This is a genomic window from Amycolatopsis sp. CA-126428, assembly GCF_002904335.1.
Classification (GTDB): domain Bacteria; phylum Actinomycetota; class Actinomycetes; order Mycobacteriales; family Pseudonocardiaceae; genus Amycolatopsis.
The window spans coordinates 96,976-122,994 of record NZ_PPHF01000123.1; the positions used below are offsets into that span (position 1 = coordinate 96,976).

Consider the following 26,019-nt stretch of genomic DNA (forward strand, 5'->3'; position numbering starts at 1 on the left):
AGCAGGCTCGGCGCCGATCAAGCGGTCGGTGCCGAGCCCCAGGAGGTCGTCGTGGCGGAGGAAGTGCTCGATTATCTGGTCGTCGGGGCCGGGCCGGCCGGGGTGCAGCTGGGGCAGCACCTCGGCCACGCCGGGCACCGGTACCTCGTGCTGGAAGGCGGTTCCGCGCCCGGGCACTTCTTCGAGACCTTCCCGCGGCACCGGACCCTCATCTCCATCAACAAGAAGCACACCGGGTACGCCGACCCGGAGCTGCGGATGCGGATGGACTGGAACTCGATCCTCGCCGAGCCCGACGCCGGCGGCGATGCGCTCGTCTTCACCGGCTACAGCGACAAGCTCTTCCCGGACGCCCCGGACTTCCTCCGCTACATCGCCGACTACGCGGCGAAGCACGAAGTCGACGTCCGCTACGACACCCGGGTGACGCGCATCCGCCGCGAGCAGGAGACCTTCGTCCTCACCGCCGGTGACGAGGAGTTCAAAGCACACCGGCTGATCATGGCCAGCGGTGTCACCAAGCCGTACATCCCGCAGTTCCCCGGCGTCGAGCTGATCGACCAGTACGTGGACGTCGACGTCGACCCGAAGAGCTTCACCGGCCAGCGGGTCCTCGTGCTGGGCAAGGGGAACTCGGCGTTCGAGACCGCGGACAACCTCATCGAGACGGCCGCCGTCGTGCACGTCGGCGGGCCGCGGCCGGTGAAGCTGGCCTGGCGCACGCACTTCGTCGGCCACCTCCGCGCGTACAACGCGGGCATCCTCGACATGTACCAGCTGAAGCTCCAGCACGCGATCCTCGACGGCGACGTGCGCGAAGTCCGCAAGGACGCCGACGGCTACCACGTCAAGTTCGCCTTCGCCCGCGCCGACGAGGTGATCAAGGAGATCCGCTACGACCGCGTGATCGGCTGCACCGGCTTCCGGTTCGACGCGTCCCTGTTCGACGAAGACTGCCGCCCGGAGCTGACCATCGACGACCGCTTCCCGGCGCAGACCCCGGACTGGGAGTCGGTGAACGTGCCCGGCCTCTACTTCGCCGGCACGATCACGCAGGTCCGTGACTTCAAGAAGGCCACCAGCGCGTTCATCCACGGCTTCCGCTACGGCGTCCGCGCGCTCACCAAGGTCCTGAACGAGCGCCACCACGACACGCCGTGGCCGAGCACCGAGCTGCCCGCCAAACCGGACGCGCTGACCGAAGCGGTGATCACCCGGATCAACCGGTCTTCCGCGCTGTACCAGCAGTTCGGCTTCCTCGGCGACGTCCTGGTCGTGGACGGCGACACCGCCCGCTACCTCGAAGAGGTGCCGGTCGACCGCGTTCTCCACGACCCGCCGGACGACGCCTACGTCGTCACCCTCGACTACGGCCCGGACCACGACAAGATCGACCCGTTCGACTTCGTCGCGCGCGCGGCCCAGGACAAGGCCAACGACCACGGCGAGGGCCACTACCTGCACCCGATCGTCCGCCACTACCGCCGCGGCGAGCTGGTCGCCACCCACCACGTCACCGAGAACCTCGAGAACGAGTGGGACAAAGAGGTGCACGTCGAACCGCTGACCGCGTTCTTCGCCCGGGAGCTGTGATGCGCACGATCGCCGAGTTCGAGGCGGCGGCCCGCGGCCGCCTCGACCCGGTCCACTACGACTACTTCGCGGGTGGCGCGCAGGACGAAATCACCCTGCGGGAGAACGAAACGGCGTTCCAGCACCTGCGGCTGGTGCCCCGGGTGCTGCGCGGCAGCGACAAACGCGACCTGAGCATCGAGCTGCTCGGGACGCCGTCCTCGATGCCGATCCTGGTCGCGCCCACGGCGTTCCACCGGCTCGCGCACCCCGACGGCGAGCTCGCCACCGCGCGGGCGGCGGCGCGGGCGGGCACGATCATGATCGTCAGCATGGCCGCGACCACGGCGATCGAAGACATCGCCGCGGCGGCCCGCGAGGTCGCGCCGGACCCGGGCCTGTGGTTCCAGCTGTACCTGCAGCCGGATCTGGAGTTCACCGAGGCGATCGTGCGCCGCGCCGAAGCCGCGGGCGTGAAGGCGTTCGTCGTCACCGTCGACTCGCCCGTGCTCGGCCGCCGCGAACGCGACGACCGCAACGCCTTCCACGACCTGCCGCCCGGGCTGGCCGTGGAGAACCTGCGCAACATCGGCGAAAACCGCAGCGGCGGCAACACCAGCCATGTCCGCGAGATCGTCATGTCGGCCGGGCTGAACTGGGACCACATCGCGTGGCTGCGGTCGAAGACCAAGCTCCCGGTGCTGATCAAGGGCCTGCTGCACGCCGAGGACGCGCGGCTGGCCGTGCACCACGGCGTCGCCGGGATCGTCGTGTCCAACCACGGCGGCCGCCAGCTCGACACCGTGCCCGCCACCATCGACGTGCTCCCCGAGATCGCGGCGGCCGTCGGCGGCGCGCTGCCGGTGCTGCTGGACGGCGGGATCCGGCGCGGCACCGACGTCGTGAAGGCGCTCGCCCTGGGCGCGGACGCGGTCGGGGTCGGCCGCCCGATCGTGTGGGGGCTGGCCGCGGGTGGGCGTGAAGGCGTCTCCGAGGTCCTGGACCTGCTGCGGGACGACTTCGACCAGGCCCTCGCGCTGTGCGGCGGCCGGCACCCGGCCGATCTCACCCCGGACCAGGTGCGGCGGTGATCGGCAAGGTGCTGGCGGCCGCGGCGGCGGTGTCCGCGCCCGCCTGGCTGCCCCAGCGGGTGGTGGCGCTGCGGATGAAGATCTTCGCCCTGGTGAACGGCCAGGACGCGGTGACGATCCCGGGGACGCAGGTCGGCGCCGCGGACTTCAAGCGCGTCTACGCCGACCCGGCGGCGAACGGCCGCAGCCGCGGCGCCGCGCTGTCCGACCTGTTCTGGTACTGGCTCGCGCCCGGCCCTCAGGTGCACCAGGAACACCTCGAGGCCGGGCCGCGCTACGACGCCGTCGCCAAGTGCACCCGGCACATCCTCGTCCGGTCCAAAAAGGACTCCGAGGCGCTGGCCCGGCGGGTGGCCGCGCACGTCCTCGACGGCGTCGAGCCCGGCCTCGTCCGGCTGCGCGACCTGATGATGCCGATCTGGGCCGAGCTGTACTACGAGCTGGTGTTCGAGGAGCCGTGCCCGCCCGAGGCGCGCGACCTCATCGTCGGGCACGCCGACGACGTCGTCTCGGCGCTCAAGTGCGTGCGGCCGCGCAACATGCGCCGCCGGGCCCGGCTGACGCGGTACCTGCGACGGCGCCTCGCCGACGTCCCGCACCCGCTGCCGGAGTCCCTGACCCCGGAAGAGCAGGCGTACTACCTGCAGGGGACCTTCTTCAACACCGCCGTCGTGCAGATGTCCGAGGCGATGGCGCACCTGCTGATGATCATCGCCCAGTCCCCGGACACCCAGCGGCGGCTCGCCGGGCACCCGGACGACGACGCCTACCTCGACGGCGTCATCGACGACGGCCTCCGCCGGTTCCCGCTGTTCGGCATCGCGCACCGGATCTCCACCGCCGACATCGAGGTGGCGGACCTGACCATCCCGGCGGGCACGGTGCTGTGCTTCAGCTACCCGGGCTACGCCGCCCAGTCCGAAAAGGACGATTTCATCCCCTTCGGCGTCGCGCAGAACCGCGCCTGCCCGGCCCGGGGGCTCGCGCCGCCGACCATGCGGGTCGTGACGCGGGAAGTGCTCCGCCGCTTCAGCCTCGCCTCGACGGCCACGCACACGCGCTCGATCCCCAACCGCGGCCCGGCGCTGCTCACGCCCCGCGGGGCCCGCCGGCGCCGCGCCCCCCTGGTGTGGCTCGCGGTCCGCGACCGCTGGGAAGACGTCTGGCGCAGCTTCGCCCAGCTCGTGTTCGGCACGTACATGGTCCTCGACGCCCGTCGCCAAGCCCTGTGCTCGACCTACTTCGCCGGAGGCAATCGATGAGCCCGTCCCAAGCGGCACCGGCGTTCTTCCTCGCCGTCGTGGTGATCCTCCTGGTGGCCCGGCTGGTCTGCCTGGCCGCGGTCCGGCTCGGCCAGCCGCCGGTGGTCGGCGAGATGATCGCCGGGGTCCTGCTCGGCCCCTCGCTGTTCGGGCTGATCCTGCCGGACGTGCAGGCGGCGCTGTTCCCGGACGCCGTCCGCTCGCTGCTCTACGTCGGCGGCCAGATCGGCCTGGTCATCTACATGTTCGGCGCGGGTTACGAATTCAGCCTCAGCAGCATCGGGAAATCGCGCAAGTCGGTCGCGGCGATCTCGTCGGCCGGAACGATCGTGCCGCTGGCGCTCGGGTTCGGCGTCAGCGCGATCGGCCTGAGCTGGGTGGGTATCGGCAAGGCCGGGGTATCGCCGGTGACGTCGATGGCGTTCGTCGGCGTCGCGCTGGCGATCACGGCGTTCCCGATGCTCGCGCGGATCATCACCGAACGCGGGATCGCGTCGACGAAGTTCGGCTCGCTGGCGCTGGCCTGCGGCGCGCTCGACGACGTGCTGGCGTGGATCCTGCTGGCGGTCGTGCTCGGCATGCACGCCGGGTCGGCCGGGCCGGTCGCGCTCGCGCTGGGCGGCGGCCTCCTCTTCGCCGGGCTGGTGTTCATCATCGGACGGCGGTTGCTGGCGAAGGCGATGGGCAGCGAACGGCTGAGTGTCGACCACCGGGTGCTCATCACCGCGATGACGTTGTTCGCCGCCGCCTGGTTCACGGACGTGATCGGGCTCTACGCGGTGTTCGGCGCGTTCTGCGTCGGGATCGCGTTCCCCCGCACGCCGGCCACCGAGGCCGTGCTCGCGAACATCATGCCGATCGGGCGGATCGTCTTCTTGCCGCTGTTCTTCACCTATTCCGGCCTGAACACGCGGTTCGCGTTGCTCGCCGATCCGAAGCTGCTCGCCTTCGCGCTGCTGTGCGTGGCGGTCGCGATCGTCGGCAAGCTGGGCGCGTCCTGGGGTGCGGCGCGGCTGGCGGGGGAGCCGCCGTTCATCGCGTCGCGCGTCGGCGTGCTCGTCAACGCCCGCGGGCTGATGCAGCTGATCGCGTTGAACGTCGGGCTCGCCGCGGGGATCGTGTCGCCGGCGTTGTTCACGGTGCTGGTGCTGGTCGCGTTGGTCACCACGGTCATGACCGCGCCGGTGCTCAGCTGGCTCGACCGGCGTGATGCCCGCAAGGGGACCACCGAGGTACTCCTTACGGCCGAACCAGTCCCGGTCACCGGGAAAAGTTGATTCTTCAAGTTCGGAAATAACTGCCAAGATGGATCGGTGCGCGACGGGGTGGCGAAACCGAGAGTGCTGCTGGTCGAAGACGACCGGGAACTGGCGGGCATGCTGCGCGAGCTGCTCGCGGACGAGGGCTATGAAACCGAAGCGGCGCACGACGGCCAGCGGGGCCTGCACCTCGGGCTCACCGGGCACTACGACGTGATGGTCATCGACCGCCGGCTCCCGGTGCTCGACGGGCTCGAGCTGCTGCGGCGGCTGCGGGCCCGGGCGGTGACCACGCGGGTCCTGGTGCTCTCGGCGCTGGGCGAGGTGGCCGACCGCGTGGCGGGCCTCGACGCCGGCGCGGACGACTACCTCGTCAAGCCGTTCGAGGCCGAGGAACTGCTGGCGCGGCTGCGCGCGCTGGGCCGGCGTGACCTCGAAGGTGCCGAGTGCCTGCCGCTCGGCACGGCGGCCCTCGACCTGCAGCGCCACGAAGTCGTGCTGCCGCGCGGAGAGCGGATCACGCTTTCGGGGCGGGAGTTCGAGCTGCTGCGGACGCTGGCGCAGCGGCCCAAGGCGATCCACCCGCGGGCGGCGCTGCGCACGCGCGTGTTCGCCGATTCGACCGGTGAGTCCATTGTGGATACATACGTGTACTACCTGCGGCGCAAGCTCGGCCGGGACGTCGTGCGGACCGTGCACGGCCTGGGGTACCAGATCGGCGTGGTATGAGTCCCGACTCAGAGGAACGGGCCCTGCGGCGGGCGCGGTGGGTGATCACCGCGCAGATCGCCGTGGTGGTGTCGCTGCTCGTGGCCGTCGCGGGCGCGATCGCGTACGGGATCCTGCTGTCCGGCCAGCACGCCGACGCGGACCGGCTGCTGGCCAGGACGATCCAGCTCGGTCCCGGCGCGACCCCGCCGGGCTGCGTCTGGCTGTTCACGCCGGGGGCGCACGCGCCCGCGGGGCCACCGCCGGCGGGCATGCCGAGCCTCGAGCTGGCCGCGTTCGTGCCGTCGCCCGGCGACGTCTACACCGAGCGGCGGTCGATCGACGCCATGACCTACACGATCCGGGTGGAGAACCGCGGCGGCGTCGTCTCCCAGGCGTTCTTCGAGGAGCGGTACCAGATCCAGGACCGCGCGTCGCTGGTGCTGGGGCTCGGCGTCGCCGAGGTGCTCGCGCTGCTGGCGGCCCTGGGGTGCGGGCGGGTGCTGGCCCGCCGGGCGATCCGGCCGCTGGAGGACGCCCTGCGGCGGCAGCGGACGTTCGTCGCGGACGCGTCCCACGAACTGCGGGCCCCGCTGACCCGGCTGCACACGCGCGCCCAGCTGCTCGCCCGGCGGTCGTCCGGGCGTGACGCGGCGGAACTCGACCAGCTGGTGCGCGGCACGCGGGAACTCGGCGAGGTCGTCGAGGACCTGCTGCTGTCGGCGCAGGCGTGCGGCCAACGGCCGTCGCTGGAGCTGGTCGAGCTGGGGGTGCTGGCCGAGGAGGCGGTCGCGGCCGAGGCGGTGCGCGCGGAGGAGGGCCAGGTCCGGCTGGCGGTGACGCGGGAGCGGCGGCCGTACGTCGTCCAGGGCGTGCCGACGGCGTTGCGCCGCGTGCTGTCGGCGTTGCTGGACAACGCACTCGGCCACACCCCGCCGGGCGGCTCGATCGAGGTGTCGCTCGGCGTCCCCGACGAGCGGCACGTGGAACTGCGCGTCCGCGACACGGGAGCGGGCTTCCCGCAGTCCGACGCGGACCGCATCTTCGAGCGCTTCGCCCGCGGCTCGGACGGCGACGGCCGCCGCTTCGGCCTCGGCCTCGCCCTCGTCCGCGAAGTGGTGACCGGCCACGGCGGAACGATCGCGGCCGCCGCCCGCCCCGGAGCCGGAGCCACCTTCACCCTCCGCCTCCTCCGCGCCGACCCCTCGTGACCAGGCGGGTATCTCGCGTGATTCCAGGGTCGACACGCGTGATCAGAGGGTCGACACGGCAAGGCACGCCCGGTTCGCCGTGTCGACCCTTCAATCACGCGTGTCGACTGCTCAATCACGCGTGTCGACCCTTCCGGCACGCCTGCCCGGCAGGGCGAAGCGGATTTGGCGGGCCAAGGCCGGGTCGAGGGTGGTGCAGGCCGCGTCGATCTCGGCGGCCAGGGCCGGGGACGGGGTCGTGTAGGTGTCCGCCGAGTGCGTCAGCCAGGCGTGGATGTCCTGGTGGGCGTCGGCGGCCAGGTCGGGGTCGGACAGCAGGGTGAGGTCCGTGTGCAGGCGCCGCCAGGTGTCGCGGTCGCGGAGCAGGGCCGCGGCCGCCCGGCGCGTGTGGATCGGGTGCGCGGGGGACAGGAGGGCCTGCAGCGTGGCGAGGTCGACGAACTTCCCGCGCAGGAACGCCACCACCTGGCGGGTCACCGCCGGCGACGGGTCCGTCAGCAACGGCCGCACCGCCGGGGACTCCGGCGCGACCCGGCGCAGGCCGCGGACCGCCACCCCGCGGATCCGCGGCCGCTCGTCGGCGAGGTGACGTTCCAGGATCGGCGCGTCCGCGGCGGTCCCCGTTTCGCCGAGCCCCGCGAGCGCACCGAACGAGACCGGCAACGCGCGGTAGTGCGGAGCCGGGTCGCCGTCCGCCTTCAGGACCAGCGCCTGCGCCATCGACCGGACCGCCGACGAGCGGTCCGCCAGGTGGGCCACGGCGGCTTCGGGCCCGAGCAACGTCAACGCCCGCATCCGGACCTTCGGTGCCCCGGCCGCCAGCAGTTCCTCGACGCATTCGCCGCGGTCGAGCAGCGCGTTGCCGCAGGTCGCCCGGATCACGAAGTCGGCGTCCCGCGTCGCGATGGGCAGCAGCCGCTCGCGCGACAGGAGCCCGATCGCTTCCGTGTGGACCCCAGCGGCGGGTTTCCCGGTCCTCCAGCGCGAGTGCGTCGTCGAGCAAGCGAGGCAGGGCTTCGCGCAGCAGCGAGGTCATCCAGGCGTCGACCTGACGCCGCCGCAGGACGCCGATCAAGGGCAGCACCGCGCGAAGCACCGTGTCGTCCAGTTTGGCCGTGACGATCGCCCGGGCGAGCTCCCGGACCGGCCGGACCCAGTCGACGCACCGGAGCAGCAGCAGCGGTACGGCCTCAGGGTCGATGCTGACCGCCAGCCGTTCGACGGCGGCCTCGCGCAGATATCCGTCACGGTCGCACGCGGCTTCGGCCAGCTCTTCGCGCGAAGGCCGGCGGCTCAGCCGTCTCTTGCGGCGATACCCCGGCGCTCGCCGCACGTAGGCGTCGAACTCGACCCACTGCCGCGCGTCTTCGTAACCGATCATCGGCATCCCCTCCGGCGCCCAGGATGCCGGGGTGCCGGAGGGGAGTCGATCCGATTTACGCCAGCAGCGCCCGCACCGCCGCCGGGGCGTCGGCGACCGCGACCGGGTTCTGCTCCCGGGTCGCCAGGCTGCGGACCGTCACGTTCCCCGCCGCCCAGTCCTCCTGGCCGACGATCACCACCGCGACCGCGCCCGCCTTGTCCGCGCGGGTCAGCTCCTTGCCCAGCTTGCGGTGCTCGATCGGCGTCGACGTCCGCAGCCCGGCCTGCCGCAGCGAGCCCGCCACCGACCGGGCCGCGTCCGCGAGGTCCTCGGTCACCGGGATCACCATGACGTCGACCTCGCTGCGCGAGGCCGGGGTCAGGCCGTGCGTGTCGAGGAAGTCGATCAGCGTGACGTCGCCCATGCCGAAGCCGATGCCCGGGATCTGCTGCGGGGTGAACATCGACGCGAGGTCGCTGTAGCGGCCGCCGCCGAAGAGGGCGCGGCGGTTCTCCGGCGAAGTGTCGAAGACCTCGAACACGGTCGACGTGTAGTACGCCAGCCCGCGCACGATGATCGGCTCGTACTTCACCAGCGAACCCGCGCTGCTGTTCAGGACGCGGACCAGGTTCGACTCCGCCCGCACGTCGGCCGGCAGCTCGTCGAGCAGCGCCTCGCCCGCGTCGAGCGTCTCGGCCAGCTTCTCGAACTGCTTGTCCGACAGCCCGATCTCGCCGGCGCTCTCGGCCAGCTTCTCGCGCGGGTACTTCTCCCACCGGTCGACCAGCGCGAACACCTGGGACAGGTGGTCCGCCGACACGCCGGCGACGTCGGTGAGCGCCGACGTCAGCAGGTTCCGGTCGTTGACGCGCAGCACGAACATGTCCGGCGTCGCACCCAGCGCGGCCATCATGTCGTGCACCAGCTCGAAGATCTCGATCTCGCAGTTGGCGCTGTCCGAGCCGAAGATGTCCGCGTTGATCTGCCAGTGCTCGCGGACGCGGCCGCGCTGCGGCGCCTCGTACCGGTGGCAGTTCGGGTGGCTGTACCAGCGGACCGGGAACGACAGCGACTTCGCGCTCCCGGCGATCATCCGCGCCACCGACGGCGTCATTTCCGGCCGCAGCGCCAGCCGCCGCCCGCCCTTGTCGGTCAGCGTGTACAGCTGCTTGTCGGCGAGCTCCTGGCCGGACTTCCGCTCGTAGATCTCGGCCGATTCGAGGATCGGGCCGTCGTAGCGGAGGAAGCCGCGGCGTTCGAGGACGTCGTAGAGATGACCGAACACCTGGGTACGCACGGACATTTCGGCGGGCAGGAAGTCCCGGGTCCCCTTGTAGGGCGCGGTCGGCAGGTATTCAGGCACGTCACCAGCTTAACGACCGGTGCTCAGGCGAAGGCGACCCCGTACGCGGTGAGCAGCGTGGCCGCGGCCAGGAACACCGCGCCCACGGACGTCACGCGGCCGCCGAGCTTGCCGCGGTTCGGGAGCAGGTGGAAGAAGAATCCACCCGATTGGGCGAGGATCCCGAACAGCAGCAGGAAGCAGCCGATCCACAACGTCGTGCCGGACAGCGTCGTGCGGCTGAGGATCTGCAGCGCGACCAGGGCGAGGATCAGCAGGACGCCGGCGTGGGCGTGGCCGGCCCGGAACATCGCACGCTGGTGTTCGGTGAGCTTGCGGTCGCGCATGACGCCCATCAGCGCGTAACCGCCGTACATCACGGTCGGCAGCGAGACCAGCGCGATCACCGTGAACAGCTGGGTCGGTCCGTGCATCGGGGAGCTCCTTCGAGGTGGGGTAGCGCAACAGTAACACTGTTTTAAAACGCTGTCACCAAACTGGGCATGACCCGATCGGGGAACCTAGGCGGGACGGCCCTGAGCCAGCACCAGCAGTGGGTTGCGGAGCGCGGCCAGCGACGCGAGCGGGTCGCCTTCGACGACCAGGACGTCCGCCGCGAGCCCGGCTTCCAGCCGTCCGGTCACGTCGCCGAGGCCCAGCCCGGCCGCGCTGTCTTCGGTCGCGATCTCCAGGATCCGGCGACGCGGAAAGCCGAGCCATTCGTAGAGTTCCAGCGCGCCGACGGGGTCGTCGAACACCGAGCCGGGCAGGCCCGCGTCGGTCCCGGCCAGCAGCCGGACGCCGTGTTCCTCGAGCCACGGCAGCCGCCCGTACATCGCCTGGGCGACGTCGTCACCGAGCTTCTCGACGATCACCCGCCAGTTGCGGCTGCTCGTCGAGCACGCCGAGATCCCGTCGGCCGCCATCCGCTTCGCCACGTGCTCCCGGCGGTCGAAGGAGCGCGGCCCGGTCAGGAAGCTGCAGTGCTCGACCGTCGACACCCCGGCCTCGACCGCCGCCTCGATCGCGTCGGCGCCGTGGGCGTGCGCGGCGACCGGCAGCCCGTGCGACGCCGCGTGCTCGGTGACCACGCGCAGCTGCCGGGCGTCGAACTGCGACTCCCACATGTCCGCGCCGCCTTCGGTGAGCTGGCCGCCGCTGGCCATCACCTTGATCACGTCCGCGCCCGCGGCCGCGTTCGCGTCGATCAGGGCGCGGATTTCGGCGTCCGAAGCCGTTTCACCACCGAAAAAGTGGCAATGTCCGCCCGGGACGGTGATCGGTGGCCCCGACACGAGCAGCCGCGGCGCGGGAGAGCCCTCGAACGACCGCCGGACGGCCGCGCCGAGGTGCCCGCGGTCGCCGAGGTCCCGCACGGTCGTGACGCCGCTGCGCAGCATCGCCGTGAGCCGCGAGCGCGCGCCGTCCAGCGGGGCCTCGCTTTCCGAGAAGCGGGCCAGCACCTCGCGGGACGCGTCGAACGCCACGTGCACGTGGACGTTGCACAGCCCGGCGAGCGCGGTCCCGGTGGGGAAGTCGTGCCGGGACGCGTCCGGCGCGGCCTGCGCGACGACGTCCGCGCGCGGGCCCGCCGCGACGATGACGCCGTCGCGCACCAGCACGGCACCGTCGTCGACCGGCGCGGCCGGCCGGGGCAGCACCCGGCCGGCGGTGATCAGGGTGTCCACGTCATTTCCCGTTCGTCATCGCGGCCGACAGCGCGAGCAGCGGCCGGACGTCGGATTCGAGGTCGTCGGCCCCGGCGGGCAGGACCTGCTTGGCGCGGCCGTCGCTGGCTTCGCCGTCCGCGTGCCGCCGCAGCGCCGCCTTCAACGCGGCCGCCGCGGCGGCCGGATCGGCGGCGGCGACCTCGCCGAAGTCCGCCTCGAGGTACGGCGACAGCTGCACCAGGCCGTCGCGGATCTCGATCACCCGCCGGTAGTGCACGCGGTGGATGCCGCGCGGGGACAGCCGGTCGCCGCGGCGCGGCGGCGTCCGCAGCACGATGCTGGGGAACGCCTCGACCAGGACCGTCCACAAGGGAGCCAGCGCCTCGTGCTCCCGCCGGTGCTGGCGGCGGCGCCGCAACGCCGAAACCCGCGCCCGCAGCCCGGGGTAGGTCACGCCGGCGAGGAACAGCATCCCGCCGGCGATCACGAACGGCACACCGAGCAGCAGCAGGACCTTCACGACGGGCCCGAACGCCCACGCCACCACGATGTACAGCGCGCGGAAGATGCTGCCGACGGCCGCGCTGGCCATGCCGATCGCGCCCAGCCGCAGCCCGATCCGCAGGTCCCGGTCGGCCACCCGCAGGTACCGCACGATCCAGGCCGTGCAGGCGATGAGGCCGTAGATCAGGTACAGCCCGGCGCCGAGGTAGAAGACCGCGACGCCGCTGTCGTGGATCGTCGACGGCCCCAGCGGCAGGCCCCGCAGCTCCGGCGGTGTCAGGCTCATCGCGACGACCATCAGCGCGATCGCCGCGACCAGCGGGACCAGTTCGGCCACCACCCGGCGGTACCGGCGCGGGCCCAGCGCCGAGCCGAGGAAGAAGATCACCAGCGCGCAGACGGCGCACGCCAGCAGCGCGTTGTTCGCGACCCGCGCCGCACCCCGGCCCAGCAGCGCGTCGACTTCGTCGGAGAGCACCGGCTGCTGCAGCAGGAACGCCGCCGCGAAGCCGGCCACGCAGGCGGTGACCGCCCAGTTCGGCACGGTCGGCGCGCGGGTCACCTGGTAGATCCGCCACGCCAGCGCGGCGGAGAACAGGAGTAGCGCAATCAGGTTCACCGGGCTGAAAAGTGTGCTCACAACCACCCTTGATGATCGCCGAGCGCCCCCTGGATCCGGCGGAGATCCCGGTCGGCGGCGCGCCGGGGAATCGTGTAGTTCAGGACCGACGCCCATTCGAGGATGATCGTCGCGACCGTTTCGGCTTCCCACTCGTGGGCGTCATCGTAGGACGAGCGGCGCAGTGCGCGGTGTACGGCATCCGGGTCAAGATCCGGCGCGGGGCCGCGCAGGAAGTCCGCCGGTTCGGCGTCGCCCTGCGGGTGGTGGTCGGCCAGCATGTGCCCGAGTTCGTGCAGGATGATGTGGTCCTGGTGCGATTTCGTCGTTTCGGCCTGGTAGAAGATGTAGTCCGCGGACGACGTCGCGATCCAGCAGCCGAACGGCCCCGGCACCTCGAGCGGGTACGCCAGCAGCCGGATCGGCTTCCCGCGCCGCTCGCCCAGCCGCGCGCACAGCACCTCGACGTCCAGCGGCGGCTCGATGTCCAGCTCCTTGAGCAGCTTCCGGCAGCGCCGGCGCAGCTCGCGTTCCTTCATCGCACCGCGCTTCCCCGGCCCTCGCCGTCCTCCGGGTTCCGGCCCTCGCGTTCGGCCCGCTCGTAGCGCTCGACGAGCTCCAGCAGGTCCATCACCTGACGGCGGCCCTGCGGGGACAGCTCCTGGGCGCGCATCGCCATCAGCTGGGCCTCACCCGCGGGTGCCGCGGCCGCCTCCGCGTCGAAGAAGTACGTCACCGGCACGCCGAACAGCTTCGCCAGCGCCTCGACGTAGTGGATCTTCGGGTTGACCCGCTTGCCCGTGGCGAGCTGCTGCAGGTAGGCGGGCGACATCGCCGGGCCACCCGCCCGCTCGACGGCGGCCGAGATCTCCCGGTAGCTGTGCGGGGCGCGCCCGTCCAGCCGGGCGGCCTCGATCAGGGCGCTCAAGCGCTCCGCGAAGGTGCGTTCCCGTGCCATCTCCACCCCCTGAAAATCGAGCCGCGAAAATTCTAACCGGAAAACCACTGTACGCACATGTTGACAGCTGGCGTATGCAGTGGTTTACAGTTGGCTCGCCTCTCGCCTGACCCTCCGTACCCTGGGGGTGTACGGATCGGCTCAGGCGAGAGGTTGTCGCGCCTTCGACTCGTCATGATCGGCCGTGTGTAGTACGCTTCACAGGCCAAGGTTGATCGCTCTCGGGCGAACCCTTGGTCACGGCCTGTTGCCGGAGGTCGACCCCCAGGGCTTCCGGTGACAGGCCCCTTACGTTTCAGCCCATGACCGTGGCGGCCAGCGTGCCACCCAGTTCGGTGCACGCTTCGACGGTTCTCTGGTCCGGTTCACCCGTGCTGATGACGGGTTTCGCTGCGTTGGCCCACGCCAGGCCGGTCGTGATGGCCAGCAACTGGCGTTCCGTGCCCGAAGTGTCGCTGTTGCCGTGAATCCAGTACCCGAACGGGCGACCTCGCGTCTCGTCCAGGCACGGGTAGTAGATCGTGTCGAAGAAGTGCTTGAGCGCGCCGCTCATGCTGCCGAGGTTCGCCGGCGTGCCCAGCAGGTAGCCGTCCGCCTCGAGGACGTCGGTGACCGTGGCCGCCAGCGCCGCGCGGCGGACCACCTCCACCCCTTCGATGTCCGGGTGCGTCGCTCCCGCCACGACCGCCTCGAACAGCGCCTGCGTCGACGGCGACGGCGTGTGGTGCACGATCAGCAGCCTCGGCATCAGGCGAGCAGCTCCTCGACGTCCGCCCGCAGTGCCGTCAGCCGTTCCTGCGCCGCGTCACGGGCGCTCGCCACCACCTGCAGGTACGCCTTCAGCTTCGGCTCGGTCCCGGACGGCCGCACGACCACGCGCACGCCGTCGCCGGTCAGCCGCACCACGTCGGCGTCCGGCAGCAGGTCTTCGAGGCCGACCTCGACGCCGCCGAGCCGGGACGGCGGGGTCGCCCGCACCTTCGCCATCAGCCGGCCGCGGACCGCGAGATCCGTGACCCGCAGCGAAACCTGATCGGTCAGGTGGACGCCGTGGCGCCGCGCCAGCTCGTCGAGCACGTCCAGCGGAGTGCGGCCCTGCGCCTTCAGCTGCGCGGCGAGCCCGGCTGCCAGCGTCGCGGCGGCGATGCCGTCCTTGTCGCGCACGAAGCCCGGGTTCACGCACAGCCCGAGCGCTTCTTCGTAGGCGAACACCAGGCCCTCGCCGGCCCGGACGAGCCACTTGAAGCCGGTCAACGTCTCGGCGTAGCGGGCTCCTTCGGCCTTCGCGATTTCGCCGAGCATCGACGACGACACGATCGTGGTCGCCACCAGCGGGTCCGGCAGGACCGTGCGGTCCACTGTGGACAAGACGTACGAGCCGAGCAGCACGCCGGTCTCGTCGCCGCGCAGCATGCGCCACCGCCCGTCCCGTTCGCGCACGCCGAGCGCGCACCGGTCGGCGTCCGGGTCGAGCGCGACGGCCAGGTCGGCGTCCACATCGGACGCCAGCGCCAGCAGCAGGTCCGTCGCGCCCGGCTCTTCGGGGTTCGGGAACGCCACGGTCGGGAAGTCCGGGTCCGGCGCGGCCTGGTCGCCGACCAGGTGCAGGTCGGTGAACCCGGCCCGCTCGAACGCCGCGCGCAGCGTGCCCGCGCCGACGCCGTGCAACGCCGTCGCGGCGACCCGCACCGAGCGTTCGTGGCCCAGCGGCAACGTCGCGACCTCGTCGAGGTAGCGGTCCAGCAGGTCGGTGACCTCGGCGCCGGGCGCCCGCGGCACGTCGGTGGCGGGCGGCGCGGCCTCGATGGCGCGCTCGATCTCGCCGTCGGACGGCGGGACGATCTGCCCGCCGGTCGCGTCGTAGAGCTTGTACCCGTTGTCCGCCGGGGGATTGTGCGACGCGGTGATCTGGATCCCGGCCACCGCACCGAGCCGGCCGACGGCGAACGCGAGCACCGGCGTCGGCAGCGGGCGGGGGAACACCTTGACGTCGAAGCCGGCCGCGGTCAGCACCTCGGCGGCGGCCGTCGCGAAGGCTTCCGAGCCGTGCCGTGCGTCGCGGCCGACGACGACCAGCGCGCCGGCGTGCCCGTGCGCCTTCAGCCACTCCGCGACCCCGGCCGTCGTCCGGGTGACGACGGCGACGTTCATGCCGTTCGGCCCGGCGCGCACCGGGCCGCGCAGGCCGGCGGTGCCGAACTCGAGTGGGCCGGCCAGCCGGTCGGCCAGGTCTTCGGCGGCACCGGGTTCGCCGCCGTCCGCCCGGGCCAGCACGGCTTCCAGTTCGGCACGGGTGCCGGCGTCCGGGTCGGCGGCGATCCAGCGGGAAACGGCGTCACGCAGGGTGGAATCTGATGTCACCGCGTCAGCCTACGGGCTATGGTCGGGTAGGTGCGCTTACTGTTCACCTCACTGGGGTCCTTCGGTCACACCTTTCCGCTCGTGCCGCTGGCGGTCGCCGCGCGCGAGGCGGGCCACGACGTCGTCTTCGCCACCACTGAAGAGTTCCTTCCACAGCTGCGGAAAGCCGGGCTCGAAACGGCGGCGGCCGGCATTTCCATGGAGACCGCGTTCGGCCAGGCGTTCGCCGAGAGCGGGCCGCCCGGCCCCCGGCGCCCGCCCGGCGACATCCCGCGGGAGGAGCTGTTCCCGGTCGTGGCGAAGGTGTTCGGCGAACTGCTGCCGACGCGGTTCGCCGCGGACCTGCTGCCGCTGTTCGAGCACGTCCGGCCCGATCTGGTCGTGAGCGAGGCGGGCAACCCGGGCGGGTTGTTCGCCGCGCGGAAGGCCGGGCTCCCGGTGGTGGCGCACGGTTTCGGCCGGGTGTCGACCGGCGACCCGATGACCACGAAGATCCGGGACGCGATCCGCGAGCACGCCGCGGGGCTGGGGATCGAGGCCGGTGAGGACCTGGCGTTCGGCGGCCCGTTCATCGACATCTGCCCGGAGTCGGTGCAGGACCCGGATTTCCTGGCGCGCACCCGCCGGGTGCCGCTGCGCCCGGTGGGCTGGAGCGAGCCGGGCGAGCTGCCGGCGGGCGTGCTGGACAAGCGGCGTCCGCTGGTCTACCTGACGCTGGGCACGGCGATGGGCCACGCGGGCGTGCTCACCGAGGCGATCGCCGGGCTGTCCGGTTTGGACGCCGACGTCCTGGTCGCCACCGGCCCGTCGCTGCCCGAGGACGCGCTGGGCGAAGTCCCGGAGAACGTCCGGCTCGAGGCGTGGGTCCCGCAGGCGGCGCTGCTCCCGCACGTCGACCTGGTGATCCACCACGGCGGCAGCGGCACGACGCTCGGCGCGTTCGGCGCGGCCCTCCCGCAGCTGCTGCTCCCGCAGGGCGCGGACCAGTTCGCCAACGCGGACGCGGTCCTGGCGGCCGGCGTGGGCGACCGCCTGCTCGGCGCCGAGGTCACCGCCGAAGCCGTGGCAGCCAAGGCCCGCCACCTCCTCACCGACACCGCGGTCCGCGACGCGGCCCGCGCGTTGGCCGCGGAAGTCGCGGCCATGCCGTCCCCGGCGGAGGTCGCCGCCGAACTCCCCACCTTCGCCTGACACCGTGTCGACCCGCTGATCACGCGTGTCGACCTCCTGATCACGCGTGTCGACGCTTTCCGCACACCGCTCCGGTGCGCGAACGGTCGACACGCGTGATTGCAGGGTCGACACGCGTGATTGCGGGGACGACACGAGGTCAGGCGCGGGTGACCAGTTCCCGCAGCAGGGAGCCCATCTTGGTCGCGGCCGCGCGGCCGGCTTCCAGGACCTCTTCGTGGTTGAGCGGCTCGCCGGTCATGCCCGCGGCCAGGTTCGTCACCAGGGACAGGCCGAAGACCTCGACGCCGGCCGCGCGGGCGGCGATCGCCTCCAGCACCGTCGACATGCCGACCAGGTCCGCGCCCAGCGTGCGCAGCATCCGGATTTCCGCCGGCGTCTCGAAGTGCGGCCCGGTCAGGCCCGCGTAGACGCCTTCTTCGAGCGACGGGTCGATCTCCCGCGCGACCTTCCGCAGCCGCGCCGAGTACAGGTCCGTCAGGTCGACGAAGTTCGCGCCGACGATCGGGGAGCGCGCGGTCAGGTTCAGGTGGTCGGAAATCAGCACCGGCTGCCCCACGTGGAAGCCCTCGCGCAGGCCGCCCGCCGCGTTCGTCAGCAGCACCGACCGGACGCCGGCCGCCGCCGCGGTGCGCACGTTGTGCACCACCGGGTCGATGCCCTTGCCCTCGTAGAAGTGCGTCCGGCCCAGCATCACCAGGACGTTCTTGCCGCCGACCTTCAGCGAGCGGATGGTGCCGCCGTGGCCCACCGCGCCGGGCGTGGTGAAACCGGGCAGCTCGGCGAACGGGATCTCCGTCTCGCACTCCCCGATGACGTCCGCCGCCGGGCGCCAGCCCGACCCCAGGACCACCGCGATGTCGTGCGCGTCCACGCCGGTGCGCTTGGCGATGGCGCTCGCGGCTTCGTGTTCACTCATGCGAGGGAGCGTATCCGGACGGCCCGGACCACCAGGAACACCACCAGGCCGAAGGGTGACAGGAAGATCGTCAGCAGCAGGATCGGGCTGACGAGCCACGGCGAAATCTCCCGCTCCCGCGCCTCGAAGTACATCCAGCGGGCGATGAACAGGTCGAACGCGATGAGGTGCGCCCAGACGAGCCCGGCGCCCCACGGCGTGGCCAGCAGCGTCTGCAGGACGCCGAGGTCGGGCCGCAGCATCGCCCGGCCCCACTCGCCGAAGTGCGGCAGCTCGAGCCCGAAGTAGCACACCAGCGGCAGCAGCGGCACCCACGGCGACTTCATGATCCGCTCGGTCCACCGCCACTTCGGGGCCAGGATCATCAGCGCCCAGAACGGCGCCGCCAGGGGAAACGCCCAGGTGAACAGGGTCATCGAACCGCCTTCCGTCCCGGCGCGCGGACGACGGCCAGCGCACCCAGCCCGACCGCCGCGACCAGCAGCGCGAACGCGCCCAGTGTCGTCGCGTCCGGGTGCACGATCGACTGCGCCCGCAGCGCCTGCCACGTGAGCAGCGCGAGCAGCCCCGCGTACCCGGCCGCGCCGACCAGGACGAGCCGGGCGCGGACGACGTCGTCACGCAGCCGCGGGAACCGCGAGGCCAGCGCCAGGAGCGCGATGGCGAGCAGCGGCAGCGCCTGCAGGGCGTGCATCCCGGCGAAGTGCGGGATCCGCAGGTCGCCCGCCGCCGTGCTCCAGCCGAGGATCGGCAGGCCGGGGCCGCCGTCGGCGAGCCCGACGGTGTGCGCGCCGACGATGTCCCGCGTTCCGCCGGCCTTCCACTGCGCGAGCTGCCGCGCGGTCGGGCTCGTCATCAGGACGCCCAGCGAAATCCCGGCCAGGGAGAGCGCGGCCCCGGTCCGGACCGCCCAGAAGCTCGCCCGGTCCGGCACCTTCGTGAACATCACCAGGACCGTCAGCACGAGCGTGGCGGCCCACAGCCCCATGATCATCTTGCCCATGACGTCGTAGATCAAGGCGTCCTGCGGTGTCGCGTTGTTGAAGTGGCTCGCGTGGCCGCGCGCCGCCTGGAACACCAGCAGGACGTACTCGGCGGCGAAGATCAGCACCAGGAGGTTCGTGAGCCAGGACGCCGTGCGCCGGAACCGCGGTAGCAGCGAGACGAGCCAGCTCCAGGTGGCGAAGTAGAGCGCGCCGGAGACCGCGAACTTGAACGGCTTCGCCCAGATCGGCGCACCCGCCAGGGTTCGCTGGTCGAGGAGCACGGCGGCCACGCACAGCACGGCCACCACCCCCAGCCCGGCGGCCGCGAGCGCGGACGGCCGGTGCCACGTGTGCGTTCTGCTCCGGAGATCGGCAAGGATGGTCATGGTTCCTCCCAGAACGGATAGTGAAGCTCTCCGTTTTGGGAAGTTAAACTATCCATGCTGAGAAGTCTTCAGGGTTGTCCCCGAGACGGACCCCGGGATCGGAGCGGAAACCCATGCGGATGGCCGAGCTGAGCGCCGAATCCGGGGTGCCGGTCGCGACCGTCAAGTTCTACCTGCGCGAGGGCCTGCTCCCGCCCGGCGAGCGCACCAGCCCGAACCAGGCGCGGTACTCCGCGGCGCACGTCCAGCGGCTGCGGCTGATCAAGGCGCTCACCGAAGTCGGCGGGCTGCCGCTGGCCTCGGTCGGCGTCGTGCTCGGCGCGATCGACGACCACGAGACCCCGCACCGGACGATGGGCGTCGTCCAGGAGGAGCTGGCCGGGCCCCCGCCCAAGGTGTCCGACGAGGCCGCCGAGTGGGCGTCGGAGCGGCTGGCGGACCTCATGCGCCGCCGCGGCTGGAAGACGCACCCGCCCGAGCACCGCGCGATGGCCAACCTCATCGCGGCGCTGGCGACGGCCAAGGAACTGGGGCAGGAGAAGCTGACCGAACGGCTCGGGGAATACGCCGAGCTGGCGATGCGCGTCGCGGAGCTCGACGTCGAGGTGGTGGCCGGGCTGGCTTCGCTGGACAAGATCATCGAGGCCGGGCTGGTCGCGACCGTGCTCGGCGACCGGATCTTCGCCGGCCTGCGCCACCTCGCCCAGGAACAGGTGTCCCGCGAGGTCCTCGGCGGCTAGTCCGAGACGCTCAGGGTGGGGGCGACGCGGTCGAAGACGTCCTGGCGGCCCGAGTTTTCCTGTTCCGCCGGCACGGTGACGGAGAGGATCCACAGGCTGGTGTTCGCCTGGACCAGGTTCATGAACGTCACCCGGGTGCCGCCGCCCCCGTCGCGTTCGGGGAGGTTGCCGCCCTCGGCGAGGCGGTACGTCAGCGTCGAACCCTTGCCGCCCGGCAGCGGCATCGGGTCGTAGAGCTGGAGCGCGCTGGCCGGGTAGGACCCCTTCAGCCAGGCGATGTACTCGTCGTCGTGGGGGTACTGGGCGAAGTACTTCGCCAGCCGTTCCACGCGCAGCGACCGGCGGCCGTCTGGGGAGACGTACTGGACCGCCGTGCTCGCGCCGAACTTCGTCGTCGTGTGCGGGGCGACGAACTTCTGCCAGCCCTCCGGCACCTGGAGGCCGAACTGCCCGCCGTTGCCGGTCGCGAAGCTCGCGTCGCCGGACTGCTGCACCAGCGTCGGCGGCGGCACGTCGGTCACGCCGTTCGACGTGTTCCGCGGCGCGGCGGCCGGAGGCAGCAGCGACTGGCCGCCGACCGTCCTGGCCAGCGCGAACCCGCCGCCCGCGGCGAGGAGGAAGAGCAGGATCGCCACCGCGACGAGCACGGCGGTGGCCGTGGAGCTGCGCCGCGCCGGCCGCGGTGGCGGCGCGACGAACACCGTCGGCGCACCCGAGGCAGGGCTCGCCGGCGCCGCCGGGGCGGGCGGGCGCAGGAACGGCAGCGGGCCCGGGTCGGCGGCGAGTTCGCTGCTCGACGCCTCGGCCTTCTTCTCCGCCTTGGCCTTCTCGGGCAGGACGGTCTTGATCACCTGCGTGTCGGTCGCGTCCGGCTGCGCGGACGTCTTCTTGCCGTCCGGGGTGTGGAACAGCTCGGGCCCGAACAGGTCGAGGGGCGTCTTCGTCTGCAGCGGGTACAGCCGGTGCCGGACGTCCCGCAGCGTGATCCGCCGGGCCGGCTCCTTCGTCATGAGGGCGCTGATGACGTCGGCGAGCGGGCCGGCCTTCGGCTTCGGCACCTTCCCGTTGACGACCTTGCCGACGGTCTCCAGCGGATCGCCGTCGGCGTCGTACGGCGGCGCGCCCTCGACCGCGGCGAACAGCGTCGCGCCGAGGCCCCACAGGTCCGCGGCCGGCGTGACGGCGCCGCCGGAGGCCACTTCCGGCGCGATGTAGGCGGGCGAGCCGAGCATGATCCCGGTGCGGGTCATGGTCGCCTCGGAGACGTTGCGGGCGATGCCGAAGTCGGTCAGCTTGATCCGGCCGTCGCTGGCCACCAGGACGTTGCCCGGCTTGACGTCGCGGTGGGTGATCCCGGCCGAGTGCGCGGCCTCCAGCGCGGACGCCACGGCGATGCCGACCGCGGCGGCCTGCCCGACGGTCAGCGGCCCGTGGTCGCGCAGGATGTGCGCCAGGCTGCGCGAGGGCAGCAGCTCCATCACCACGAACGGCTGGTCGTCCTCGCGGGCGACGTCGTGCAGGATGATCACGTTGGGGTGGGAGAGGACCGCGATCGCGCGCGCCTCGCGCAGCGTGCGCTCCCTCAGCTCGTCCGCCTGCGCCGCCGGGATGCCCGGCGGCACCTTCATCTCCTTGACGGCCACCTGCCGGTGCAGGAACTCGTCGTACGCCGACCAGACGGTGCCCATCGACCCGGAGCCGAGCACCGAACGCAGCCGGTAACGACCGGCGACCACTCGTGTCTCTTCGCTGGAGGGGGGCACCTCCTGATTGTGTCGTACGCGGCTCACCGCCGGCCTCCTAGGGGCGCGACTAGAGTCACAGGTCGGACGCGGCCCGTGCCTCTACCCTTACTGGTTATGACTGAAGTGGCCGGTCCGGAATCAGCGCCGATCTCCGAGCTCGACCTCGCGGCCGAGTTTCCGCAGGCGACGCGCGAGCAGTGGCAGGAGCTGGTCGCCGGTGTGCTGCGCAAGAGCGGGAAGCTGCCGGAGGACTTCGCGGGTGCCCCGGAGAGCAAGCTCGTCACGCGGACCTACGACGGGATCGAGATCCAGCCGCTGTACACGGCCGAGGACGTCCCCGGCGACAGCGGCTTCCCCGGCCTGCCGCCCTACGTGCGCGGTTCGCGCCCCGACGGCCGGGTCGCCACCGGCTGGGACGTCCGGGCCCGGTTCACCGGCGACGACGCCCGCGCGGTCAACCGGGCGATCCTCGCCGACCTCGAAGGCGGCGTGACGTCGATCTGGCTGTCGGTGCCCCCCGCGTCCCTCGCCGACGCCCTGAACGAGGTGTACCTCGACCTGGCGCCCGTCGTGCTGGACTCCGGTCCCGAGTACGAAGCCGCGGCTTCGGAGCTGCTGGCGCTGTTCGGCGAGCGCGAGATCCCGGCGAGCGAGGCCACCGCCGTGCTGGGCGCCGACCCGATCGGGCTGGCGGCCCGCTCCGGCTCCGCCGTGGCGCTCGAACCGGCCGCCGCGCTCGCCGCGCGTGTCGCCGGGAAGTACCCGAAAGTGCGGACGATCGTCGCCGACGGCCTGCCGTTCCACGAGGCCGGCGGGTCGGACGCGCAGGAGCTGGGCGCGCTCGTCGCCGCCGGCGTCACCTACCTGCGGGCGCTGACCGACGCCGGGCTGGCCGTCGAAGCCGCCGCCGGGCAGCTGGAGTTCCGGCTCGCCGCGACCGCCGACCAGTTCTCCACCATCGCGAAGCTGCGCGCGGCCCGCCGCCTGTGGGCGCGCGTGGCCGAGGTCTGCGGCTTCACCTCGCCCATGCGCCAGCACGCCGTGACGTCGCCGGCCATGCTGACCAGGCGCGATCCCTGGGTGAACATGCTGCGCACGACCGTCGCCTGCTTCGGCGCGGGCGCCGGCGGCGCGGACGCGGTCACCGTGCTGCCGTTCGACGCGGCGATCGGCCGTCCCGACGCGTTCTCCGCGCGGATCGCGCGCAACACCCACGCCGTGCTGCTGGAGGAGGCCAAGCTGGCCGGCGTGGCCGACCCGGCGGGCGGCTCCTGGTACGTCGAGAAGCTCACCGACGACCTCGCGCACGCGGCCTGGGCCGAGTTCACCGCCATCGAAGGCGAGGGCGGCCTGGTGGCTTCGCTGGCCTCCGGTGCGCTGGCCGGGCGGCTGGCTTCGACGTGGGAGAAGCGCTCGAAGCGGATCGCCACCCGGCGCGACCCGCTCACCGGCGTCAGCGAGTTCCCGAACCTGGCCGAGAAGCCGGTGGTCCGCACGCCGGTGGAGTCCACTGTGGAAGGTGGGCTGCCGCGGCACCGGTACGCCGAAGGCTTCGAGGCCCTGCGGGACGCTTCGGACGCGTACCTCGCCGAGCACGGCAAGCGGCCGCACGTCTTCCTCGTGCCGCTGGGCACGGTCGCCCAGCACACCGCCCGGGTGCAGTTCGCGACCAACCTGTTCCAGGCCGGCGGCATCGAGGTCGTCAACATCGGCCCGGACGCCGACTACGCCTGCGAATTCGTCGATGCCGGGTCGGGGGTCGCCTGCATCTGCGGCACCGATGCCGCGTACGCCGACGAGGCCGCGAGCTGGGCCGAGACCTTGCACAAGATCGGCGCGAAGGCGGTCTTCCTCGCCGGTAAGCCGAACGATGCCTACGGTGACATCACGCGGTACGTGTTCGCCGGGTGCGATGCGCTCGATGTCCTGACCAGCCTCCACGCCCTGCTGGGAGTTTCCCGATGAGCATCCCCGACTTCACCTCGATCGACCTCGGCACGCCGTCCCCGGGCGACCGCGACGCGTGGGCGCGCGCCGTGGAGAGCGCCACCGGCAAGGGCCCGGACGCCCTGGCCTGGGAAACGCCCGAAGGCATCGGCGTCAAGCCCGTCTACACCGCCGCCGACCTGTCCGATGTGGACTTCCTCGGCACGTACCCGGGTATCGCGCCCTTCCTGCGCGGGCCGTACCCGACGATGTATGTCAACCAGCCGTGGACCATCCGCCAGTACGCCGGGTTCTCCACCGCCGAGGAGTCCAACGCCTTCTACCGGCGCAACCTCGCCGCCGGGCAGAAGGGCCTCTCGGTCGCCTTCGACCTGGCCACCCACCGCGGCTACGACTCCGACCACCCGCGCGTCTCCGGTGACGTCGGCATGGCGGGCGTCGCGATCGACTCCATCTACGACATGCGCCAGCTCTTCGACGGCATCCCGCTCGACAAGATGTCGGTGTCGATGACGATGAACGGCGCCGTGCTGCCGGTGCTCGCCCTGTACGTCGTCGCGGCCGAGGAGCAGGGCGTCAAACCCGAGCAGCTCGCGGGGACCATCCAGAACGACATCCTCAAGGAGTTCATGGTCCGCAACACCTACATCTACCCGCCGCAGCCGTCGATGCGGATCATCTCCGACATCTTCTCCTTCACTTCGCAGCACATGCCGAAGTACAACTCGATCTCCATCTCCGGCTACCACATGCAGGAAGCCGGCGCGACGGCCGACTTGGAGCTGGCGTACACGCTCGCCGACGGCGTCGAGTACATCCGCTCGGGCGTCGACGCGGGGCTGAGCGTCGACAAGTTCGCGCCGCGGCTGTCGTTCTTCTGGGCGATCGGCATGAACTTCTTCATGGAGGTCGCGAAGCTGCGCGCGGCGCGTCTCCTGTGGGCGAAGCTGGTGAAGGGCTTCAACCCTTCGTCGTCGAAGTCGTTGTCGCTGCGCACGCACTCCCAGACGTCGGGCTGGTCGCTGACCGCGCAGGACGTCTACAACAACGTCGTCCGGACGTGCGTCGAGGCGATGGCCGCGACCCAGGGGCACACGCAGTCGCTGCACACGAACGCCCTCGACGAGGCCCTCGCGCTGCCGACGGACTTCTCCGCGCGGATCGCCCGCAACACCCAGCTGCTGCTGCAGCAGGAGTCCGGCACGACGCGCGTGATCGACCCGTGGGGCGGCAGTGCCTTCGTCGAGAAACTGACCTACGACCTCGCGCGCAAGGCGTGGGGCCACATCAGCGAGGTCGAGCAGGCCGGCGGCATGGCCAAGGCGATCGACGCGGGCATCCCCAAGCTGCGCATCGAAGAGGCCGCCGCGCGCACCCAGGCGCGCATCGACTCCGGCCGGCAGCCGGTGATCGGCGTCAACAAGTACCAGGTGACGAGCGACGAAGACATCGAAGTGCTCAAAGTGGACAATGCCGGCGTCCGGACGCAGCAGCTGGAGAAGCTGCGGCGGCTGCGCTCCGAACGCGACTCCGCGGCGACCGAGGACGCGTTGCGACGGCTGACCGAGGGCGCCGGGAACGGCGGCAACCTGCTGGAACTGGCCATCGACGCGGCCCGCGCGAAGGCGACTGTCGGCGAGATCTCCGACGCGCTCGAGAAGATCTGGGGCCGGCACTCCGGCCAGATCCGGACCATCTCGGGCGTGTATCGCGAGGAGGTGGGGAAGACGCAGAACGTCGAGAAGGCCCGTCAGCTGGTCGACGAGTTCGCCGCGGAGGAGGGCCGGCGGCCCCGGATCCTCGTCGCGAAGATGGGCCAGGACGGCCACGACCGCGGCCAGAAGGTGATCGCCACCGGCTTCGCCGACCTCGGCTTCGACGTCGACGTCGGCCCGCTGTTCTCCACCCCGGCCGAGGTCGCCCGCCAGGCGATCGAGGCGGACGTGCACGTCGTCGGCGTCTCGTCACTGGCCGCCGGGCACCTCTCGCTGGTGCCCGCGCTGCGCCACGAGCTCGCCGAGCTGGGCCGCGAGGACATCATGGTCGTCGTCGGCGGCGTCATCCCGCCCCAGGACTACCCGGCGCTGCGCGAGGCCGGGGCGGCGGCGATCTTCGGGCCCGGCACGGTGCTCGCGGACGCGGCCATCGACCTGCTCGGCCAGCTGACCGCGCAGGAGTCCTGACC

The 26,019-nt window shown here is 72.0% G+C and carries 23 protein-coding genes; 10 read left to right on the forward strand and 13 right to left on the reverse strand.

The features are described from left to right. The first annotated feature begins 51 nt into the window (after positions 1–51). From C2L58_RS29730 to C2L58_RS29755, 6 genes are all read left to right on the forward strand, one after another. Positions 52–1,593, forward strand: coding sequence for an NAD(P)-binding domain-containing protein (locus tag C2L58_RS29730; protein ID WP_103340978.1), 1,542 nt, complete (start codon positions 52–54; stop codon positions 1,591–1,593). After that, positions 1,593–2,663 carry an alpha-hydroxy acid oxidase gene (locus C2L58_RS29735; protein ID WP_103340979.1) on the forward strand — a complete coding sequence of 357 codons (1,071 nt, stop codon included), beginning with the start codon at positions 1,593–1,595 and terminating at the stop codon, positions 2,661–2,663. The genes C2L58_RS29730 and C2L58_RS29735 overlap by 1 nt, the downstream gene beginning before the upstream one ends. Then, positions 2,660–3,925 (forward strand): cytochrome P450, encoded by a 1,266-nt coding sequence (locus C2L58_RS29740; RefSeq protein ID WP_103340980.1) that lies wholly within the window; start codon positions 2,660–2,662, stop codon positions 3,923–3,925. The genes C2L58_RS29735 and C2L58_RS29740 overlap by 4 nt, the downstream gene beginning before the upstream one ends. Next, positions 3,922–5,202 (forward strand): cation:proton antiporter, encoded by a 1,281-nt coding sequence (locus C2L58_RS29745; protein ID WP_103340981.1) that lies wholly within the window; start codon positions 3,922–3,924, stop codon positions 5,200–5,202. Before C2L58_RS29740 ends, C2L58_RS29745 begins: the two co-directional genes overlap by 4 nt. Positions 5,203–5,265: 63 nt before the next feature. Beyond that, complete coding sequence (locus C2L58_RS29750) at positions 5,266–5,913, forward strand: response regulator transcription factor (protein WP_103340982.1); 648 nt, start codon at positions 5,266–5,268, stop codon at positions 5,911–5,913. Then, positions 5,910–7,103 carry a sensor histidine kinase gene (locus C2L58_RS29755; protein WP_103340983.1) on the forward strand — a complete coding sequence of 398 codons (1,194 nt, stop codon included), beginning with the start codon at positions 5,910–5,912 and terminating at the stop codon, positions 7,101–7,103. Before C2L58_RS29750 ends, C2L58_RS29755 begins: the two co-directional genes overlap by 4 nt. 111 nt (positions 7,104–7,214) lie before the next feature. On the opposite strand, the gene C2L58_RS50800 is transcribed toward C2L58_RS29755, so the two are convergent. The 9 genes from C2L58_RS50800 to C2L58_RS29800 all read right to left on the reverse strand — a co-directional run bounded on the left by C2L58_RS50800 (position 7,215) and on the right by C2L58_RS29800 (position 15,920). Continuing rightward, positions 7,215–7,985 carry a hypothetical protein gene (locus C2L58_RS50800; protein WP_233226013.1) on the reverse strand — a complete coding sequence of 257 codons (771 nt, stop codon included), beginning with the start codon at positions 7,983–7,985 and terminating at the stop codon, positions 7,215–7,217. 554 nt (positions 7,986–8,539) lie between these two features. After that, positions 8,540–9,829 (reverse strand): histidine--tRNA ligase, encoded by a 1,290-nt coding sequence (gene hisS / locus C2L58_RS29765; RefSeq protein WP_103340984.1) that lies wholly within the window; start codon positions 9,827–9,829, stop codon positions 8,540–8,542. 23 nt (positions 9,830–9,852) lie between these two features. After that, the gene (locus C2L58_RS29770; protein ID WP_103340985.1) at positions 9,853–10,242 is read right to left on the reverse strand and encodes a hypothetical protein; all 390 of its coding nucleotides are present in this window, start codon (positions 10,240–10,242) and stop codon (positions 9,853–9,855) included. 87 nt (positions 10,243–10,329) lie between these two features. Then, entirely contained in the window at positions 10,330–11,496 is a 1,167-nt protein-coding gene (locus C2L58_RS29775; protein ID WP_103340986.1) for an amidohydrolase family protein, read from the reverse strand. Position 11,497: 1 nt separating this feature from the next. Beyond that, positions 11,498–12,622 (reverse strand): MAB_1171c family putative transporter, encoded by a 1,125-nt coding sequence (locus C2L58_RS29780; RefSeq protein ID WP_103340987.1) that lies wholly within the window; start codon positions 12,620–12,622, stop codon positions 11,498–11,500. Further along, entirely contained in the window at positions 12,619–13,140 is a 522-nt protein-coding gene (locus C2L58_RS29785) for a hypothetical protein (RefSeq protein WP_103340988.1), read from the reverse strand. The genes C2L58_RS29780 and C2L58_RS29785 overlap by 4 nt, the downstream gene beginning before the upstream one ends. Then, on the reverse strand, positions 13,137–13,559 hold the full coding sequence (locus tag C2L58_RS29790) for a helix-turn-helix domain-containing protein (protein WP_199191503.1): 423 nt from the start codon (positions 13,557–13,559) through the stop codon (positions 13,137–13,139). The genes C2L58_RS29785 and C2L58_RS29790 overlap by 4 nt, the downstream gene beginning before the upstream one ends. A gap of 295 nt (positions 13,560–13,854) precedes the next feature. Then, positions 13,855–14,307 carry a flavodoxin family protein gene (locus tag C2L58_RS29795; RefSeq protein WP_103340990.1) on the reverse strand — a complete coding sequence of 151 codons (453 nt, stop codon included), beginning with the start codon at positions 14,305–14,307 and terminating at the stop codon, positions 13,855–13,857. Continuing rightward, complete coding sequence (locus C2L58_RS29800) at positions 14,307–15,920, reverse strand: phospho-sugar mutase (protein ID WP_103340991.1); 1,614 nt, start codon at positions 15,918–15,920, stop codon at positions 14,307–14,309. The genes C2L58_RS29795 and C2L58_RS29800 overlap by 1 nt, the downstream gene beginning before the upstream one ends. 30 nt (positions 15,921–15,950) lie before the next feature. Between C2L58_RS29800 and C2L58_RS29805 the strand changes: the two genes are divergently transcribed. Further along, entirely contained in the window at positions 15,951–17,111 is a 1,161-nt protein-coding gene (locus C2L58_RS29805; RefSeq protein ID WP_103340992.1) for a glycosyltransferase, read from the forward strand. Between the two features lie 139 nt (positions 17,112–17,250). On the opposite strand, the gene C2L58_RS29810 is transcribed toward C2L58_RS29805, so the two are convergent. The 3 genes from C2L58_RS29810 to C2L58_RS29820 are packed head-to-tail and all read right to left on the reverse strand — an operon-like array spanning position 17,251 to position 19,402. Beyond that, the gene (locus tag C2L58_RS29810; protein ID WP_103340993.1) at positions 17,251–18,030 is read right to left on the reverse strand and encodes a purine-nucleoside phosphorylase; all 780 of its coding nucleotides are present in this window, start codon (positions 18,028–18,030) and stop codon (positions 17,251–17,253) included. After that, on the reverse strand, positions 18,027–18,446 hold the full coding sequence (locus C2L58_RS29815) for an ABA4-like family protein (RefSeq protein WP_103340994.1): 420 nt from the start codon (positions 18,444–18,446) through the stop codon (positions 18,027–18,029). The genes C2L58_RS29810 and C2L58_RS29815 overlap by 4 nt, the downstream gene beginning before the upstream one ends. After that, positions 18,443–19,402, reverse strand: a complete 960-nt coding sequence (locus C2L58_RS29820) for a hypothetical protein (protein WP_103340995.1) — start codon at positions 19,400–19,402, stop codon at positions 18,443–18,445. The genes C2L58_RS29815 and C2L58_RS29820 overlap by 4 nt, the downstream gene beginning before the upstream one ends. 113 nt (positions 19,403–19,515) lie before the next feature. On the opposite strand from C2L58_RS29820, the gene C2L58_RS29825 reads away from it, so the two are divergent. Next, entirely contained in the window at positions 19,516–20,142 is a 627-nt protein-coding gene (locus C2L58_RS29825; protein WP_103340996.1) for a MerR family transcriptional regulator, read from the forward strand. On the opposite strand, the gene C2L58_RS29830 is transcribed toward C2L58_RS29825, so the two are convergent. Continuing rightward, complete coding sequence (locus C2L58_RS29830) at positions 20,139–21,878, reverse strand: serine/threonine-protein kinase (RefSeq protein WP_103340997.1); 1,740 nt, start codon at positions 21,876–21,878, stop codon at positions 20,139–20,141. The two genes, C2L58_RS29825 and C2L58_RS29830, sit on opposite strands and share 4 nt — an antisense overlap. Before the next feature lie 123 nt (positions 21,879–22,001). Here C2L58_RS29830 and C2L58_RS29835 point away from each other — a divergent pair, with 123 nt between their 5' ends. After that, positions 22,002–23,852, forward strand: a complete 1,851-nt coding sequence (locus C2L58_RS29835; protein ID WP_199191504.1) for a methylmalonyl-CoA mutase family protein — start codon at positions 22,002–22,004, stop codon at positions 23,850–23,852. Next, the gene (gene scpA / locus C2L58_RS29840) at positions 23,849–26,017 is read left to right on the forward strand and encodes a methylmalonyl-CoA mutase (protein WP_103340999.1); all 2,169 of its coding nucleotides are present in this window, start codon (positions 23,849–23,851) and stop codon (positions 26,015–26,017) included. The genes C2L58_RS29835 and scpA overlap by 4 nt, the downstream gene beginning before the upstream one ends. Positions 26,018–26,019 lie beyond the last annotated feature (2 nt).

Excerpts from the sequence above, each read along its gene's own strand:
- C2L58_RS29735 (WP_103340979.1), top strand. The coding sequence starts at position 1,593 with ATGCGCACGATCGCCGAGTTCGAGGCGGCGGCCCGCGGCCGCCTCGAC.
- C2L58_RS29820 (WP_103340995.1), bottom strand. The coding sequence starts at position 19,402 with ATGACCATCCTTGCCGATCTCCGGAGCAGAACGCACACGTGGCACCGG.
- C2L58_RS29790 (WP_199191503.1), bottom strand. The coding sequence starts at position 13,559 with ATGGCACGGGAACGCACCTTCGCGGAGCGCTTGAGCGCCCTGATCGAG.
- C2L58_RS29795 (WP_103340990.1), bottom strand. The coding sequence starts at position 14,307 with ATGCCGAGGCTGCTGATCGTGCACCACACGCCGTCGCCGTCGACGCAG.
- scpA (WP_103340999.1), top strand. The coding sequence starts at position 23,849 with ATGAGCATCCCCGACTTCACCTCGATCGACCTCGGCACGCCGTCCCCG.
- C2L58_RS29815 (WP_103340994.1), bottom strand. The coding sequence starts at position 18,446 with ATGACCCTGTTCACCTGGGCGTTTCCCCTGGCGGCGCCGTTCTGGGCG.
- C2L58_RS29785 (WP_103340988.1), bottom strand. The coding sequence starts at position 13,140 with ATGAAGGAACGCGAGCTGCGCCGGCGCTGCCGGAAGCTGCTCAAGGAG.
- C2L58_RS29745 (WP_103340981.1), top strand. The coding sequence starts at position 3,922 with ATGAGCCCGTCCCAAGCGGCACCGGCGTTCTTCCTCGCCGTCGTGGTG.
- C2L58_RS29810 (WP_103340993.1), bottom strand. The coding sequence starts at position 18,030 with ATGAGTGAACACGAAGCCGCGAGCGCCATCGCCAAGCGCACCGGCGTG.
- C2L58_RS29825 (WP_103340996.1), top strand. The coding sequence starts at position 19,516 with ATGCGGATGGCCGAGCTGAGCGCCGAATCCGGGGTGCCGGTCGCGACC.
- C2L58_RS29835 (WP_199191504.1), top strand. The coding sequence starts at position 22,002 with ATGACTGAAGTGGCCGGTCCGGAATCAGCGCCGATCTCCGAGCTCGAC.
- C2L58_RS29770 (WP_103340985.1), bottom strand. The coding sequence starts at position 10,242 with ATGCACGGACCGACCCAGCTGTTCACGGTGATCGCGCTGGTCTCGCTG.
- C2L58_RS29755 (WP_103340983.1), top strand. The coding sequence starts at position 5,910 with ATGAGTCCCGACTCAGAGGAACGGGCCCTGCGGCGGGCGCGGTGGGTG.